This window comes from Nocardioides sp. FY1077 (assembly GCF_058681775.1).
Genome location: NZ_JBZWDB010000003.1, coordinates 655,703 through 671,853, shown reverse-complemented (window position 1 = coordinate 671,853; position 16,151 = coordinate 655,703). Strand labels below are relative to the sequence as shown.

Below are 16,151 nucleotides of genomic sequence, written 5' to 3'. Positions count from 1 at the left end.
TCCTGGTGCGCCGCCTCCCGGGCGTCCTCCGGCGGGTGAGGCGCGTGCGGCGGCGTCCTGGCACGGTGGGGTGGGTGCAGACCTTCCTGCCCGTCCCCGAGTTCACGGCGTCGGTGCGCTCCCTCGACGTGAAGCGTCTCGGCAAGCAGCGGGTGGAGTGCCTCCAGGTGGTGCGCGGTCTCACGGTCCCGGGCTACGGGTGGCGCCGCCACCCCGCGGTGCGGATGTGGCGCGGCCACCTCGAGGCGCTGGGGTGCTACACCCAGGAGTGCTGTGCGCACTGGGTGGCGCTGGGCCACGCCGACACGGTGGCCGCGACCGTGGCCACCGAGCTGTCCGCGGCCGGCGTGACCCGGGTGCGGACCCAGGACGAGCTGGCCGCCGCCGGCGTCCTCCCGGCCTGGCTGGGCGACCCCGCACTGCACCTGAGCCACCGCTCGGCGCTGGTGCGCAAGGACCCCGGCCACTACAGCCCGCAGTTCCCCGGCACCCCCGACGACCTGCCGTACGTCTGGCCGGTCGGCCCCGAGGACCCGCCCGAGACCCAGCCCGACGACCAGCCCGGTGCACACCTGTAGCCCCGGTGGGGTGACCGTGGCTACAGTCACGAGGTGACCCGTCATCGCCCCCTCGGGGCCCTCCTGGCCGCTGCGGCCCTCCTGCTCGCGACCGTGCCCGGTGCGGCGGCCGCCGCCGAGCCGGAGCCGGGGCCGCGGCTCACGTCGTTCCCGGCGGCGCTGCTGGTCAGCAATGCCGACCCCGATCTCGACCCGCCCGGCGCCAACGACTGGTCGTGCCGCCCGAGCGCAGCCCACCCCCGGCCGGTGGTGCTCGTGCACGGCACCTTCGAGAACCGCTACGACAACTGGGCCCAGATGGCCCCCGACCTCGCCGCTGCGGGCTACTGCGTGTTCGCCCTCGACTACGGCGACCGCGCCGGCACGCCGTACCGCGGGCTCTCCGACATCGCCGCCTCCGCCGGGCAGCTCGCGCGCTACGTCGATCGCGTGCTGCGCGCCACCGGCGCCGAGGAGGTCGACCTCGTGGGCCACTCGCAGGGCGGGATGATGCCGCGCTACTACCTGCGCTTCCTCGACGGTGCACCGAAGGTCAAGCGGCTGGTGGCGCTGTCGCCCAGCAACTACGGCACCACGTTCTTCGGGGTGCTGCCGCTGATCGCCGCGCTGCCGGGCGGCGAGGAGGCGACCGGCATGTTCGCCCGCTCCGTGCCCCAGCAGCGGGAGGGCTCGAGGTTCCTGCAGCGGCTCAACCGCGGCGGCGACACCGTGCCGGGGGTGCGCTACACGATCATCCAGACCCGCTTCGACGACGTGGTCACCCCCTTCACCAACGCGTTCCTGCGCGACGACGGCGTGCGCAACATCCTGCTGCAGCGGCGCTGCGCGCTCGACCAGAGCGACCACCTGAGCATCAGCTACTCGCCCAACGTCGTGCGGCTCGTGCTGAACCGGCTCGACCCGTCGACGGCCAGCCCGCTGTGCGTCTACGCGCCGCCGCTGCTGCGTCCCTCCGCGTCCTGACCGGCCTCGTCCAGGGCTGACGGGGTCAGGTCGACCACCCGGTCGACGCCGACGTCGGTGAGGAACACCGGGTCGTGGCTGGCCACCAGCAGCGCCCCGGCGTACGACGCGAGGGCCGAGACCAGCGCGTCGTAGGAGGCCAGGTCGAGGTTGTTGGTCGGCTCGTCGAGCAGCAGCAGCTGCGGCGCCGGGTCGGCCAGCAGCAGCGCGGCCAGCGTCGCGCGGAAGCGCTCGCCCCCGGAGAGCCGACCCACGAGGCGGTCGCCGGCGGCGCCGCGGAACAGGAACCGGGCCAGCCGCGCCCGCACCTCGTGGGGGTCGGCGTCGGGCGCGCGCGCGGCGACCCCGTCGACGACGGAGGCGTCGTCGTCGAGCAGGTCGAGGCGCTGGGGCAGCAGGGCGGTCGGCACGTGGGTGGCCACCGCGCCCGACGCCGGCGCCAGCAGGCCCGCCACGGTGTGCAGCAGCGTGGTCTTGCCGGAGCCGTTGGGCCCCACCACCGCGACCCGGTCGGGCCCGCTGACGTCGAGGTCGACCGGCGCGCCGGTGCGCAGCACCAGGTCGTGGGTCGTCAGCACGCGGCGACCGCGCGGCACCAGCGTGCCCGGCAGGTCGACGCGGATGCGGCCGTCCTCGCGCACCTGCTGCTCAGCGGCGTCGAGCCGCTCCCGGGCCGTGGCCAGCCGGTCGTCGTGCACCTTCCGGTAGCCCGCGGCCGAGCGCTCCGAGCGGTTCTGCTTGTAGTCGATCGCCGCCTTGCCCAGGCCGCCCGCGCTGGCCGCCCGCGCCCCCTGGCGTCGACGCTGGGCCAGCACCCGCTCGGCCTCCACCCGGTCGGCGCGCTGACGGCGTACGTCGGCCCGCGCCGCGGTCACCGCCTGCTCGGCCGCCTCCTGCTCCACGGCCACCTGCGCGGCGTACGCCGACCAGCCGCCGCCGTACCAGCGCACCGCGCCGTCCCGCAGGTCGCCGACGCGCTCGACGTGCTCCAGCAGCGAGCGGTCGTGGCTGACGAGCAGCAGCGTGCGGGGCCAGCCGGCCACCACCTCCTCGAGACGGCGGCGGGCCGCGGCGTCGAGGTTGTTCGTGGGCTCGTCGAGCAGCAGGACGTCGGGACGGCGCAGCAGCAGCCGGGCCAGCCCGAGCCGCACCACCTCGCCGCCGGACAGCTCGCCGAGGCGGCGGCGCACGACGTCGGCGGGCAGGCCGAGCCGCTCGAGCTCGGCGGTGGCGCGCTCCGCGACGTCCCAGTCGTCGCCGACCACCTCGAGGAGCTCGGCGGTGCGGTCGGGGTCGGCGCCGGCGTCGAGCGCGGCGATCGCGCGCAGTGCCGGTCCGATGCCGAGGAAGTCGGCGACCGGCTGCGCGACGTCGCCGGTGAGGTCCTGCGGCAGGTGGCCGACCTCGCCGGCGACGGCGACGTGGCCGCTGGTGGGCGTCAGCTCGCCCGCGACCAGGCGCAGCAGGGTGGACTTGCCCGACCCGTTAACGCCGACCAGCGCCGAGCGGCCGGGCGGCACCACGAGGTCGAGGCCGCCGGCGCCGCCGAGGGCCGGGGTGCCGTCGGGCCAGGTGTGGACCACGGAGGACAGGGTGATGGCGGGATGCGGCACGAGGGGCTCCTGAGGGTGCGGCGAGTCGCGCTGGGAGCAGGGCTCACCAGCGCGGGGACGTGGGCCTCAGAGGAGCAACCGGACCGCCTGGGGGAGGGGACGTGACCGGTCCACCGTAGGCGGGGGTGGGGCGCCGGCGCCACGGGTTTCCGCCCTGGCCCTCCGGTGGTCAAGCAGCGAGCACCCCGGCTTTCGTTGGTCGAGCAACGAGCGCCAGCGAGCGTGTCGAGACCTCTGTCGCCGCCGAGGGGTCTCGATACACCTCGTCGCTGGCGCTCCTCGGCACTCGACCGACGAGTGGTGGCCGTTCGGCGGTCGGGCAGGGAGCCCCCCGACGTTCGTCGGTCGAGCAGAGAGCGCCCCGACCTTCGTTGGTCGAGTAGCGAGCGCCAGCGAGCGTATCGAGACCCCCCGCCCGCCCGGGGGTCTCGATACACCTCGTCGCTGGCGCTCCTCGGCACTCGACCGACGAGTGGTGGCCGTTGGTCGGTCGAGCAGCGAGCACCCCGGCTTTTCGTCGGTCGAGCAGCGAGCGTCGGCGAGCGTGTCGAGACCCCTCTCGCTCGCACGGGGGTCCCGAGGCACCTCGTCGCTGGGGCTCCTCGGCACTCGACCGACGACACCGGGTCCGGTGGTCGATCAGCGAGCACTCGACGTCAGGCGACGGTGACGCGGTCGCGGACGAGGGGGCGGCGGGAGGTGCCGCGGCGGGTGACGACGTCCCAGGCCGCGGCGAGGCGGGTGACGGCCTCCTCGAGCTCGGCCGGGGGGCGGCTCCACGGCAGCCGGACGAAGCGGTCGAGCCCGCCGTCGGCGGCGAAGACCGGACCGGGGGCGACGAGGACGCCGTGGCGCTCGGCCTCGTGGGCCAGGGCGGTGGCCAGGGGCGCGGGCAGCTCGCACCACAGCGCCAGCCCGCCGCCGGGCAGCCGGAAGCGCCAGTCGGGCAGCAGCCGGCGCACGGCGTCGGCGAGCGCGGCGCGCTGCTCGCGCAGCCGCGCGAGGTGCTCCGGCAGCACGGGTCCGGCGGCCAGCAGCCGCGCCAGCACCAGCTGCTCCATGACGGGCGCGCCGAGGTCGAGCGACATCCGGGCGCGGGTGAGCTCGTCGACCCGCGCGTGGGGTGCACGGATCCACCCCAGCCGCAGGCCGCCCCAGAAGGCCTTGCTGGCGCTGCCGAGCGTGAGGGTGTCGGGGGCGTGGGCCGCGAACGGGCGGGGCGCCGGCTGCCCGTCGAGGGCGAGGGCCTGATGGGCCTCGTCGACGACCGCGGTGGTGCCGGCGGCGGCGAGCAGCGCGGCGTACCGCTCGCGCTGGTCGTCGTCCATGACCAGGCCCGTGGGGTTCTGGAAGTCCGGCACGAGGTAGGCCAGGTGGGGTCGTGCCTGGCGCAGCGTGGCGGCGACGACGTCGAGGTCCCAGCCGTCGGGGTCGACGGGGCAGGCCACCAGCCGGGCCCTGGCGTTGCGGATGGCCCGGGTCGCGTTGGGGTAGACCGGCGACTCCACCAGCACGCGCCTCCCCGGGCCCGCGAAGGCCTGGGCCACCACCGCCGCCGCCGACAGCGCGCCCGCGGTGACCAGCACCTGTGCGGGGTCGGTGGGCAGCCCGCGGGCGTCGTACGACGCGGCGATGGCGGCCTGCAGCACCGGGAGGCCGGCCGGGAAGTACCCGTGGCCCCCGAGGTGGGCCGGCAGGTCGCCGGCGGCCTCGGCGAAGGCCGCGGCCAGTCCCGGCGGAGCGCTGGCCGCGGCGCAGTTGAGGTCGAGGGCGTCGGCGTCGTCGGGGCCCGGCATCAGGGCCTGGTCGTGGGCGCGGGCGGGCCCGCCGGGCAGCCGGGCGAAGGTGCCCGCGCCCTGGCGGGCCTCGGCGTACCCGCTCTCGCGCAGCGCGGAGTAGGCGCGGGTGACGGTGGTGCGGGAGACCCCGAGGGTGTCGGTGAGGTCGCGCTCGCTCGGCAGCCGGGTGCCGTAGCCGATGCGGCCGTCGCCGATGAGCAGCACCAGCGCGTCGGCCAGGCCGACGTAGGCGGGACTGCGGTCGAAGGTGCCGACCAGCGCGGCGACGCGGGAGGCGGGGACCGTGGGCGGCATGCAGGCCACTGTCCCACGATTGGCTATTGGGAGGAAGGCCAATCGGGGCGCATGCTGGACCGGTGAGCAACCCCGCGCGGTCCCGCCCCCGTCCGCCGCGACCCGCGCTGGCCGACCTCGGCCCCGTGGCGCAGCTGCGCGCCGGTCGGCTCGGGCGCCGGTTGCTGCAGCTCGCCGTCGGCCTCGTGCTGTACGGCGCGTCGCTGGGCCTGATGATCCGCGGCGACCTCGGCCTCGCGCCGTGGGACGTGCTGCACTCCGGCCTGGCCGACCTGGTGCCGCTCAGCATCGGCCAGGTCATCATCGTGGTCAGCTTCCTGCTGCTGCTGGCCTGGATCCCGCTGCGCGAGGTGCCCGGCATCGCCACGGTGGCGAACGCGGTGGTGGTGGGGCTGGCCGCCGACGCCACCGTCGCGCTGCTCGAGCCGCCGTCGGCCTGGGCGCCGCGGGTGGCCCTGATGCTCGGCGGGGTGCTGCTCTGCGGCTTCGCCACCGCGCTCTACATCGGCGCCCAGCTGGGCCGCGGCCCGCGGGACGGGCTGATGACCGGGCTGCACCGGCGCACGGGGCTCTCGCTGCGGCTGGTGCGCACGCTGCTGGAGGTGTCGGTCGTGGTGGCGGGCCTGCTGCTGGGTGGCGTGCTCGGCGTCGGCACCGTGGTGTTCGCGCTGGCCATCGGGCCACTGGCCCAGGCCATGCTGCCCGCGCTCACCGTGGACCTGTCGGACCGTCCCGGTCGCCGGGCCTGACCGTCGGCGCGCGCGGCGTACGGCGGCTCAGCGCCGGGTGGCGATCAGCGTGGAGGCGTCGGGGGCGACCATGACCTCCACGGTGGTGAAGCGGTCGTCGCTGAGCCACTCCTCGCGCAGGGTGTCGACGCGGCCGTGGGTGATCGGCGGCCACGACTCGCACGGCGTGAAGTCGTCGAGCACCACGATGCCGCCGGCCTCGACGAGGTCGGCGATCGCGTCGACGCCCACCTGGGTGGGCTCGCCGGAGTCGAGGAACAGCAGCGAGAAGGGCCCCTTGTCGAGCAGCGTCGACCAGTCGGCGGCCAGCACCTCCACCTGGGGGTCGTCGACGAAGATCTCCGCCGCGGCGCCGGCGAGGCGGGGGTCGAGCTCGGCGGTGACGATGCGGGCACGGTCGGCGCGCACGCCGGAGCGCAGCCAGGCCGTGCCGACGCCGCACCCGGTGCCGAACTCCGCCATCACCCCGGCCCGCGTCGCGGCCAGGGTCGCCAGCAGCCGCCCGGTCTCGTTGCGGCAGAACGACACGTAGCCGGCCCGGCGCGACACCGCGAACGCGCGAGCCACGACGTCGGGCAGGTCGGGTGGGGCGCTCATGCTGTGAGTCTCCCACCGTGGGACGGGCGTCTCGGATGGCGGACGGTTTTCGGAATGCGGTGGCCGGTGTCCGGAATGCGGGGCTACCGTGGTCGCACCATGCGGAGCATCCTCGTACTCATCGAGCGCCGCGGCGAGGCCTTGCAGTAACCCTGCAGCGAGAGGCCACCTCGTCGCGGTGGTCGTCGTACGTGGTCTCTCGGCACACCCGGATCGACCCGTCCCGGCTGCCGGTTCCGTGCACCACGCGCGATCCGCCCCTGCATGGTCCCTCCTCGTGCGATCCACGAGCCCGCCCGCCGTCTGCGGGGGCTCGTCGGCCCGGGTGTGCCGCGAGTCGCGCGGCCCCACTGCCCACGGGCAGCACCCCACGGCCGGCATCCCGCCGGCCGCCCACCGACCCACCGAGGAGCACCCGATGTACGACATGTACCCCGACTGGGGACCTGCCCGCCACGACCCCGAGAACCCGTCGTCGCGCGAGGCGCTCCAGCGCTCGTTCGACCTGCGGGACGCGCGCGGGGAGCACCCCGAGGACAACTAGCCTCGCGGCCATGAGCCACCCCGACGCCACGCCCCCGACGTCCCCCGCCAGCGGAACCGGCGCCGGCTCCGAGACCGGCACCGTGCGCCTCGCCGTCATCGGTGGCGACGGGATCGGCCCCGAGGTGACCCGCGAGGCGCTGAAGGTGCTGGAGGTGGCCGCGCCCGACGGCGTGCGCATCGAGCAGACCGCCTACGACCTGGGCGCCGAGCGCTACCTCGCGACCGGCGAGGTGCTGCCCGACACCGTTCTCGGCGAGATCCGCCAGCACGACGCCATCCTGCTCGGCGCGGTGGGCGGCAGGCCCAACGACCCGGCACTGCCCCCGGGCCTGCTGGAGCGCGGGCTGCTGCTGCGGCTGCGCTTCGAGCTCGACCACTACGTCAACCTGCGCCCGTCGCGGATCCTCCCCGGCGTCACCTCGCCCCTGGCCCACCCCGGCGAGGTCGACTTCGTGGTCGTGCGCGAGGGCACCGAGGGCCCCTACACCGGCAACGGCGGCGCGCTGCGCGTCGGCACGCCGGCGGAGGTGGCCACCGAGGTCTCCGTCAACACCGCGTACGGCGTGGAGCGGGTCGTGCGCGACGCCTTCGCCCGCGCGCAGCGGCGTCCGCGCAGGAAGCTGACCCTGGTGCACAAGACCAACGTGCTGGTGCACGCCGGCGCCGTGTGGTGGCGGCTCACCCAGCAGGTCGCCCGGGAGTTCCCCGACGTCACCGTCGACTACATGCACGTCGACGCCGCGATGATCTTCCTGACCACCGACCCCTCGCGCTTCGACGTCATCGTCACCGACAACCTCTTCGGCGACATCGTCACCGACCTCGCCGCCGCCATCACCGGGGGCATCGGGCTCGCCGCGTCGGGCAACGTCAACCCCGACCGCACCACGCCCAGCATGTTCGAGCCCGTGCACGGCTCGGCCCCCGACATCGCGGGCCAGCAGAAGGCCGACCCGACCGCGGCGATCCTCTCGGTCGCGCTGCTGCTCGACCACCTCGGCCACTCCGGGGCCGCCGCGGTGGTGGAGGCCGCCGTCGTCGCCGACCTCGCCGACCGCACGGTCTCGCGGCCCACCGCCGCCGTGGGCGACGCGATCGCCGCCCGCATCGCCGGCTGAGCCGCCCCGACGGCCGGCGCCGACCTCCCGCCGGGCGCGGCCGGGGGCCGGCAGGGCCACCCGACCTGCCCCACCGACCCGCCAGCGGAGGCGACTACCGTGAGCCCCATGCAGATCAGCACCACCCGGTCCACCGCCCCCGTCGACGACGCCCGCCTGGCCGAGATCCTCGCCGACCCGGGCTTCGGCAACCACTTCACCGACCACATGCTCACCGTGGAGTGGACGCCCGAGCGCGGCTGGCACGACGCCCGCATCGAGCCCTACGCGCCGCTCAGCGTCGACCCGGCGTCGGCGGTGCTGCACTACGCGCAGGAGACCTTCGAGGGCATGAAGGCCTACCGCCACGGCGACGGGTCGATCTGGACCTTCCGGCCCGAGGAGAACGCGAAGCGGATGGCGCGCTCGAGCCAGCGGCTCGCGCTCCCGGTGCTCGACCCCGCCGACTTCGTGCAGGCCGTCGACGCCCTCGTCGAGGTCGACCAGCGGTGGGTGCCCGACACCACCACCCCCGGGGCGGGGGAGAAGAGTCTCTACCTGCGGCCGTTCATGTTCGCCTCCGAGGTCTTCCTCGGCGTCCGGCCCGCCCAGCACGTCACGTTCATGGTCATCGCCAGCCCCGCCGGCTCGTACTTCAAGGGCGGGGTCAAGCCGGTCAGCCTGTGGCTCACCGAGGAGTACACCCGCGCCGGGCGCGGCGGCATGGGCGCGGCCAAGACCGGCGGCAACTACGCCAGCTCCCTGGTCGCCCAGCAGGAGGCGATCGCCCACGGCTGCGACCAGGTCGTGTTCCTCGACGCGCAGGAGGGTCGCTACGTCGAGGAGCTCGGCGGGATGAACCTCTACTTCGTGCACCGCGACGGCACCGTGGTGACCCCCGAGACCGGCACGATCCTCGAGGGCATCACCCGGGCGAGCATCATCGACCTCGCCGGCGCGATGGGCCACCGCGTCGTGGAGCGGAAGTTCTCCATCGACGAGTGGCGCGACGGTGTGACCAGCGGCGAGATCACCGAGGTCTTCGCCTGCGGCACCGCCGCCGTGGTCACCCCCGTCGGTGCCCTGAAGTGGGACGGCGGCGAGGTGCCGTGCGCCGCCGAGGCCGGCCCGGTCACCACCGCGGTTCGCGCCGCGCTGGTGGACGTCCAGCTCGGCCGGGCCGACGACGCGTTCGGCTGGATGCACCGCATCGTCTGACCGGGGCTCGGGTCCGGCTGCTCGGGCCGCGACGGACTGCACCCTCGCCCGACCTGAGGTTAGGCTACCCTCAGTCGACCGCGCGCCCGGCGCGGCGCCGGGTGAGGAGGGACGTCATCGCCTCCGTGCTGCGCACCCCGCCACCGTCCGGGTCCCCGGGCGACCCAGGGCTCCCCGGGACGCCCGGGACGCCCGCGACGCGCTCGTCGTTGACCGCGTCCGCCGCGCGCCGCGGTGGTCTCCGCGGCACGGCGGTGGTGGTCGGGCTGCTGGTGGTCATCGTGCTGGTCGCCCTGACCAGCCTCATGTGGGGTGCGCGTGACGTCGCCCCGGGGGCGGTGTGGCGCGCGCTGGTCGACCCGGTGGCCGGCGACAACGACCACCTCGTGGTGCGCGACCTGAGGGTGCCGCGCACGCTGCTCGGCCTCGCCGGCGGCGCCGCCCTCGGTGCGGCCGGCGCCCTGATGCAGGGCGTCACCCGCAACCCCATCGCCGACCCCGGCCTCCTCGGCATCAACGCGGGCGCGTCCCTGGCCGTGATCGGCGCGATCGCCGGCCTCGGCGTCAGCTCCGTCGCGGGCTACCTCTGGTTCGCCTTCGCCGGGGCCGCGGTCGCCGCCGTCGTCGTGTACGGCGCCGCGTCCCTGGGCTGGGAGGGCGTCACGCCGGTCAAGCTCGCGCTGGTGGGCGCGGCGTTCACCGCCACCGCCACCTCGGTGATCACCGTCGTGCTGCTCACCGACCAGCGCACCCTCGACGAGTACCGCTTCTGGCAGGTCGGCTCGCTGGCCAACCGCCCCCTCGACGCGCTCACCACCGTGCTGCCGTTCGTGCTGGTCGGCCTCGCCCTGGCCCTGGCCGCCGGCCGGGTGCTGAACGCCCTGGCCCTCGGCGACGACGTCGCCCGCGGGCTCGGCCAGGACGTCACCCGCGGGCGCCTGCTGGTCGTGGTGGCGGTGGTGCTGCTGTGCGGCTCCGCGGTGTCGCTGGTGGGCCCCATCGCGTTCGTCGGCCTCGTCGTGCCCCACCTCGCACGGGCGATGGTCGGCCCCGACTACCGCTGGATCGTCCTGCTCTCGGCGCTGCTGGGCCCGGTCGTGCTGCTGGTCGCCGACGTCGTCGGGCGCCTCGTCGCGCGCCCCGGCGAGATCGAGGCCGGGCTCGTGGTGGCCGTCATCGGCGCCCCGGTGCTGATCGCGCTGGTGCGCCGCTCCCGGACGGTCGCGGCGTGAGCGCCCCCGTCGCCGAGCCCGGCCACCCGCCCGGCCACCCGTCCGGCCACGCCGCACGCCAGGAGGTCGCGGCGCGCGGCCTGCTGGCCACCCGCCGGCGCCGCCTGGCCCGTCGTACGGCGGTGACCGTGGTGCTGGCGGCGCTCGCGGTGGTGCTGTCGGCGCTGTCGCTCATGCTCGGCGACTTCCGCCTCGGGGTCGGCCAGGTGGTCGGTGCGCTGCTGGGCGACACCGACGACGGCGCCGCCCGCTTCGTGGTGGTCGACCTGCGCGCGCCGCGGCTCGCGCTCGGCGTGCTGGTGGGCGTGGCCTTCGGCCTGGCCGGCGCGCTGTTCCAGTCGGTGCTGCGCAACCCGCTGGCCAGCCCCGACATCATCGGGATCTCGCAGGGTGCCAGCGCCGGTGCGGTGCTGGCGCTGCTGCTCGGCGGGGCCAGCGGCACCGTGCTGTCCCTCTCGGCCCTCGCCGGGGGTGCCCTGGTCGGCCTCCTGCTCTACGCGGTCGCCTGGCGGGGCGGGATGACCGGCCAGCGCTTCGTGCTGGCCGGCATCGGCACGGCCTACGTGTGCAGCAGCATCGTGGGCTACCTGCTGACCCGCAGCGACGTGCAGGAGGCCCAGGCCGCGCTGCTGTGGATGACCGGCAGCCTCGGGCAGGCCGACTGGGGGCTGGTGACCTCGCTCGGCACCGCCCTGGTCGTGCTGGTGCCCGTGGTGGCGCTGGTCGCCCGCGGCCTCGACCTGCTGCTGCTCGGCGACGAGCAGGCCGGGGGCCTCGGCGTGCGCCCGGAGCCCATGCGGGCCGCGGTCGTGGCGCTCGGTGTCGCGTTGGCCTGCGTGGCGACCGCCGCCGCCGGACCCGTGGCCTTCGTGGCCTTCACCGCCGCGCCCGTGGCCCGACGGCTGCTGGGCGACGGCACCCTCGCGCTGCTGCAGTCGGCGCTGGTCGGGGTCGTCCTGGTCGTCGGCGCCGACGTGGTGGCCCAGCACCTGCTGCCGGCCGACCTGTCCGTGCCCGTGGGTGTCGTGACCGGCGCCGTCGGCGGGCCCTACCTCATCTGGCTGATGGCCAGCGGCCGACGACGTACGACGTGAGCCCCCGGACCAGGAGAGACCCCATGACCACGCTCCACGACGGACCCTCGACGGACGGCGCCCCCGGCCGGTCCACGGCCGGGCACGACGGGGCGGGGCACGACGGGGCGGGGCCGTCCCGCGCGCCGGTCACCCTCGCCGCACGCGGCCTGCGGCTGGCCTACGACCAGCGCACGGTCGTCCACGACGTCGACCTCGTGGTGCCGGCCGGTGCCGTCACCGCCATCGTCGGGGCCAACGGCTGCGGCAAGTCGACGCTGCTGCGCGGGCTCGGGCGCATCCTGAAGCCCGCCGCCGGCACCGTCGAGCTCGGCGGGCGCGACCTCGCCCGGATGCGCCCCCGTGACGTCGCCGCCGTGCTGGGCCTGCTGCCGCAGCAGCCGCTGGCCCCCGAGGGCATCACGGTGGCCGACCTCGTCGCTCGCGGCCGCCACCCCCACCAGGGAGCGTTCCGCCGGTGGAGCGCCACCGACGCCGACGCCGTCGCGGAGGCCCTCGCGCTCACCGACACCCACGAGCTGGCCGGACGTCGGGTCGAGGAGCTCTCGGGCGGGCAGCGCCAGCGGGTGTGGGTCGCGATGATGCTGGCCCAGGACCCGCGCATCATGCTGCTCGACGAGCCCACGACGTACCTCGACATCGCCCACCAGGTCGACGTCCTCGACCTGCTGCGCGAGCTCAACGAGGCCCGCGGCACCACCGTGGTGATGGTGCTCCACGAGCTCAACCTCGCCGCCCGCTACGCCGACCACCTGGTGGTGATGTGCGAGGGCCGGCTGCTGCGCGAGGGCCGCCCCGCCGACGTCCTCGACGCGGCCTGCGTGCAGGAGGCGTTCGGCCTCACGGCGCAGGTGGTGCCCGACCCGGTCACCGGCTCGCCCATGGTGGTGCCGCTCGGGCGCCATGCCGCGCGCCCGGGCGGTCCGGCCGTCCCGCCGTCCCGCCCGACGTCCTGACGGACCGGGGTCCGCAGCCCAGTCGAGGTGTAGTAAGGTGAGCCTTACCTAAGCCAACTGACCGGGCTCGGCCGGTCCCTGCACCTCGAGGAGTGGACGTGACGTCCCTTCGTCCCCACCGGACCCGCGCGGCACGCCGCCTGGCCCTGCCCATCGGCGCGCTGCTGCTCGCCCTGCCCCTCGCCGCCTGCGGCACCGAGGAGAGCGGCTCCGCCGACGAGGGCGCCGCACCGAGCGAGGAGACCTTCGAGCCGGTCACCATCGAGCACGCCTTCGGCGAGACCGAGATCGACGCCGAGCCGCAGCGCGTCGTCACCTGGGGCTGGGGCAGCGGCGACGCCGCGCTCGCCCTCGGGGTGGTGCCGGTGGCGATGCCGGAGTACTCCTACGGCGCCGACGACTCCGGCCGGATGCCCTGGCAGACCGAGGCGCTCGAGGAGCTCGGCGGCGAGGAGCCCACGCTGCTCAGCGAGACCGCCGAGCCGCCGTTCGAGGAGATCGCGGCGGCCGCGCCCGACCTGATCCTGGCCAACTACTCCGGCATCACCGAGGCCGACTACGAGAAGCTGTCGAAGATCGCCGACACCGTGGCCTACCCCGACGAGCCGTGGGCCACGCCGTGGCGCGACGTGATCACCACCGTCGGCGAGGCGCTGGGCAAGAGCGACGAGGCCGACCAGGTGCTCGAGGAGATCGACGCCGAGGTCGCCGCCGCGGCCGAGGAGCACCCCGAGTTCGAGGGCACCACCATCGCAGCCGTCGCCGTCGACCCCAGCGCGTTCTACGTCTACCGCGGCGCCGACCCGCGCGTGCAGTTCCTCGAGGACCTCGGCTTCACGCTGGCCCCCAGCGTCGGCGAGCTCGACACCGAGGAGTCGACGTTCTACTACACGCTCAGCACCGAGGAGGTCGACAAGCTGACCTCCGACGTCCTGCTGTCCTACGTGCCGAACGAGGAGCGCGCCGCCGAGATCGAGGAGGACGCCGCCGTGCAGGCCATGTCGCAGTACCAGGACGGCACCGTGGCCAACGTCGTCGGCGAGTCCTACGTCTCGTCGGTGTCGCCCCCCACCGCGCTCTCGCTGACCTGGGGACTCGACGAGTTCGTCGAGTCGCTGGTGCCGGCGGTCGAGGCCGCTGCCTCCGCCCGCTGACCTGTTCCTCGGGGGTCGTGCGTCATGCGGATGGTGGAGTCGCATCCACGGTTCGCATGACGCCCGGTCCGGGCCTCGGGTGGTGGTCGGGGCGCGCGGTCGCGCGTCATGCGGATGGTGGAGTCGCATCAACGGTTCGCATGACGTCCGGTCCGGGCCTCGGGTGGTGGTCGGGGCGCGCGGTCGTGCGTCATACGAATGGTGGAGTCGCATCCACGGTTCGTATGACGTAACCCCCGCGCCCCGCACAGCAACCACCCGCAGCAGCCACACCACGGCAGCCGCGGTCGCAGCCCCCGCCACGACGGGCGCCGCGGCCGCGGCTGCCGCCGTCCGGGGCGTCGGCGGCGGTACATTCGTCGCGTGACGACCTTCTCCCAGGGCCGGTCCGGCGAGCACGCCGCGGTCGCGCGCCCGCCCGGCGCCCCTGCGGTCGTCACCGTCGGCCCCTACACGCTGCTCACCAAGATCGGCGAGGGCGGCATGGGCGTGGTCCACCTCGCGCGCGGTCCGCGCGGCGAGCGGGTGGCGCTGAAGGTGATGCGTCCCCACATCGTCGGCGACGACGAGGCCCGCGCCCGGCTGGCCCGCGAGGTGGCGTCGCTGTCGCGGGTGCGCAGCCGCTGGGTCGCCGAGATCAAGGACGCCGACCCGTGGGCGGTGGTGCCCTACGTCGCCACCCGCTACGTGCCGGGCCTCTCGCTGCACGACCACGTGGTGGAGGAGGGTCCCATCGAGGGTGCCGACCTCACGTGGTTCGCCGCCTGCCTGGCCGAGGGCCTGGCCTCGGTGCACGCCGTGGGCGTGCTCCACCGCGACGTGAAGCCCTCGAACGTGCTGATGGAGGGCCGCACGCCCATCCTCATCGACTTCGGGCTGGCCCGTGTGGCCGACGACCCCAAGCTCACCCACACCGGCTGGCTGCTCGGCACGCCGGGCTACCTCGCCCCCGAGATCCTGTACGGCGACGACGCCACCAGCGCGGCCGACGTGCACAGCTGGGCCGCCACCGTCGCGTACGCCGGCCTCGGCCGCGCGCCGTTCGGCCGCGGACCGTCGATGGCGATCATGGACCGGGTGCGCCGCGGCGAGCACGACCTCACCGGCCTCACCGGCGACCTCGCCGGCGTGGTGGCCGCCGCCCTCGACCCCGACCCGGCGCGCCGGCCCACCCTCGAGCAGCTGCTGGCGTGGCTGCGTCCGCAGACCACCCGACCCGGTGCCGCCGCCGCGGTCGCGCCGCCGGTCGCGGTCGCCGACGACCCGTTCACCCTGCCGCTGGCCCTCGCCGCCGACGTCGTCGCCCCCACCACCCGCCTCGGCGACCCCGGTGGCCCGGGCGACCCCGGCGACCGCGCCGACCCGCCCACCCGTCGCTACGAGCAGGTGCCGCCGACGCGGGTGCTGCCCGACCCGCCTGCCACCGACCACGGGACCCACCAGGGCCGTCAGGACCACCAGGACCACCAGGACCACCAGGACCACCCCCGGGAGACCCGCCCCTACGACGACGGCCCCCACGGCGCCCACCCGTACGTTCCCGACCCCTACGGCCAGCAGCACGGCCAGCAGCACGGCCAGCAGCACGGCCAGCAGCTCGGCGAGCAGCCGGGCGAGGCCGGGCCGTGGGGCCCGTGGGCGGAGTCGTGGGGCGAGCCCGTCGAGGTGGCACCGGTGCCGGTGGCCGAGCGGCTGCGTCGAGGTGTGCTGCTCGCCGCCGGGGTGCTCGCCGTCGGCGCCGCCACCGCCGCGCTGCCCTGGGGTGCGCTCGCCGTCCTGCTGCTCCTCGTCGTGCTGCTGCGCGGTGCCTCCCTGGCCGGCAGCGTGGCCGCCGACCGGCGGCGCCTGCGCGGGCGTCGCTGGCACGACGGGCCACGCCTGCTGGTCGGCGCCCCCTGGCACCTCGTGCGCTCGCTGCCCGGCACCGCCGTGCTGGTGCTGTGGAGCGTGGGGCTGGCGGTCGCCGTCGGCCTGCTCTGCTACGCGGTGGCCGCCGGCCACGCGGTGACCCTGTTCGTCGGCGGCGCCGTGCTGGCCGGTTCGCTGTGGGGCGGCCCCGGCGGCTCCCGGGTGCGGGGACCGCTCGCCCGCGTCGTGCACCCCGCCTCCCGCGCGCTCGGCACCTGGCTGGCCGCGCTCGCGGTGGTCGGGGCGGTGGGTGGCCTCGCCGCCGTCGCCGTGGCCGACCGCGGCACCACCTGGACGCCCGACGACGGTCAGCCGCTGGCCGACGTCCGGCTGCCGTCCTGGATGCCCTGACC

Annotated in this window: 14 protein-coding genes; 11 read left to right on the top strand and 3 right to left on the bottom strand. The window is 75.7% G+C overall.

The features are described 5' to 3' along the window. Positions 1–74 precede the first annotated feature (74 nt). Positions 75–578 (top strand): MSMEG_6728 family protein, encoded by a 504-nt coding sequence (locus AC4OR8_RS12700; RefSeq protein ID WP_492165923.1) that lies wholly within the window; start codon positions 75–77, stop codon positions 576–578. Between the two features lie 33 nt (positions 579–611). Then, a complete protein-coding gene (locus AC4OR8_RS12695) occupies positions 612–1,541 on the top strand; it encodes an esterase/lipase family protein (RefSeq protein WP_492165922.1) in 930 nt (309 codons plus the stop codon). Here the strand turns inward: AC4OR8_RS12695 and AC4OR8_RS12690 are convergent. After that, positions 1,505–3,154: an ABC-F family ATP-binding cassette domain-containing protein gene (locus AC4OR8_RS12690; protein ID WP_492165921.1), complete on the bottom strand. Its 1,650-nt coding sequence runs from the start codon at positions 3,152–3,154 to the stop codon at positions 1,505–1,507. The two genes, AC4OR8_RS12695 and AC4OR8_RS12690, sit on opposite strands and share 37 nt — an antisense overlap. Before the next feature lie 656 nt (positions 3,155–3,810). After that, positions 3,811–5,247, bottom strand: coding sequence for a MocR-like transcription factor YczR (gene yczR, locus AC4OR8_RS12685; RefSeq protein ID WP_492165920.1), 1,437 nt, complete (start codon positions 5,245–5,247; stop codon positions 3,811–3,813). A 62-nt stretch (positions 5,248–5,309) separates the two neighbouring features. On the opposite strand from yczR, the gene yczE reads away from it, so the two are divergent. Continuing rightward, the gene (gene yczE, locus AC4OR8_RS12680; protein WP_492165919.1) at positions 5,310–5,996 is read left to right on the top strand and encodes a membrane protein YczE; all 687 of its coding nucleotides are present in this window, start codon (positions 5,310–5,312) and stop codon (positions 5,994–5,996) included. Between the two features lie 27 nt (positions 5,997–6,023). On the opposite strand, the gene AC4OR8_RS12675 is transcribed toward yczE, so the two are convergent. Next, positions 6,024–6,593: an O-methyltransferase gene (locus AC4OR8_RS12675; protein ID WP_492165918.1), complete on the bottom strand. Its 570-nt coding sequence runs from the start codon at positions 6,591–6,593 to the stop codon at positions 6,024–6,026. Between the two features lie 277 nt (positions 6,594–6,870). Here AC4OR8_RS12675 and AC4OR8_RS12670 point away from each other — a divergent pair, with 277 nt between their 5' ends. The 8 genes from AC4OR8_RS12670 (at position 6,871) to AC4OR8_RS12635 (ending at position 16,149) form a co-directional block, all read left to right on the top strand. Further along, positions 6,871–7,137, top strand: a complete 267-nt coding sequence (locus AC4OR8_RS12670) for a hypothetical protein (protein ID WP_492165917.1) — start codon at positions 6,871–6,873, stop codon at positions 7,135–7,137. Positions 7,138–7,147: 10 nt separating this feature from the next. Beyond that, complete coding sequence (locus AC4OR8_RS12665) at positions 7,148–8,257, top strand: 3-isopropylmalate dehydrogenase (protein ID WP_492165916.1); 1,110 nt, start codon at positions 7,148–7,150, stop codon at positions 8,255–8,257. A 108-nt stretch (positions 8,258–8,365) separates the two neighbouring features. After that, entirely contained in the window at positions 8,366–9,454 is a 1,089-nt protein-coding gene (locus tag AC4OR8_RS12660; protein ID WP_492165915.1) for a branched-chain amino acid aminotransferase, read from the top strand. A 209-nt stretch (positions 9,455–9,663) separates the two neighbouring features. Beyond that, positions 9,664–10,686, top strand: coding sequence for a FecCD family ABC transporter permease (locus AC4OR8_RS12655; RefSeq protein ID WP_492165914.1), 1,023 nt, complete (start codon positions 9,664–9,666; stop codon positions 10,684–10,686). Continuing rightward, positions 10,683–11,780 (top strand): FecCD family ABC transporter permease, encoded by a 1,098-nt coding sequence (locus AC4OR8_RS12650; protein ID WP_492165913.1) that lies wholly within the window; start codon positions 10,683–10,685, stop codon positions 11,778–11,780. The genes AC4OR8_RS12655 and AC4OR8_RS12650 overlap by 4 nt, the downstream gene beginning before the upstream one ends. 23 nt (positions 11,781–11,803) lie before the next feature. Continuing rightward, positions 11,804–12,736, top strand: coding sequence for an ABC transporter ATP-binding protein (locus AC4OR8_RS12645; RefSeq protein WP_492165912.1), 933 nt, complete (start codon positions 11,804–11,806; stop codon positions 12,734–12,736). A 98-nt stretch (positions 12,737–12,834) separates the two neighbouring features. Then, entirely contained in the window at positions 12,835–13,890 is a 1,056-nt protein-coding gene (locus AC4OR8_RS12640; protein ID WP_492165911.1) for an iron-siderophore ABC transporter substrate-binding protein, read from the top strand. A 363-nt stretch (positions 13,891–14,253) separates the two neighbouring features. Continuing rightward, a complete protein-coding gene (locus tag AC4OR8_RS12635; protein ID WP_492165910.1) occupies positions 14,254–16,149 on the top strand; it encodes a serine/threonine-protein kinase in 1,896 nt (631 codons plus the stop codon). The last annotated feature ends 2 nt before the right edge of the window (positions 16,150–16,151 follow it).

What these genes read in the sequence shown, in the direction of transcription:
- AC4OR8_RS12645 (WP_492165912.1), top strand. Translation starts at nt 11,804, where the DNA reads ATGACCACGCTCCACGACGGACCCTCGACGGACGGCGCCCCCGGCCGG.
- AC4OR8_RS12660 (WP_492165915.1), top strand. Translation starts at nt 8,366, where the DNA reads ATGCAGATCAGCACCACCCGGTCCACCGCCCCCGTCGACGACGCCCGC.
- AC4OR8_RS12665 (WP_492165916.1), top strand. Translation starts at nt 7,148, where the DNA reads ATGAGCCACCCCGACGCCACGCCCCCGACGTCCCCCGCCAGCGGAACC.
- AC4OR8_RS12675 (WP_492165918.1), bottom strand. Translation starts at nt 6,593, where the DNA reads ATGAGCGCCCCACCCGACCTGCCCGACGTCGTGGCTCGCGCGTTCGCG.
- yczR (WP_492165920.1), bottom strand. Translation starts at nt 5,247, where the DNA reads ATGCCGCCCACGGTCCCCGCCTCCCGCGTCGCCGCGCTGGTCGGCACC.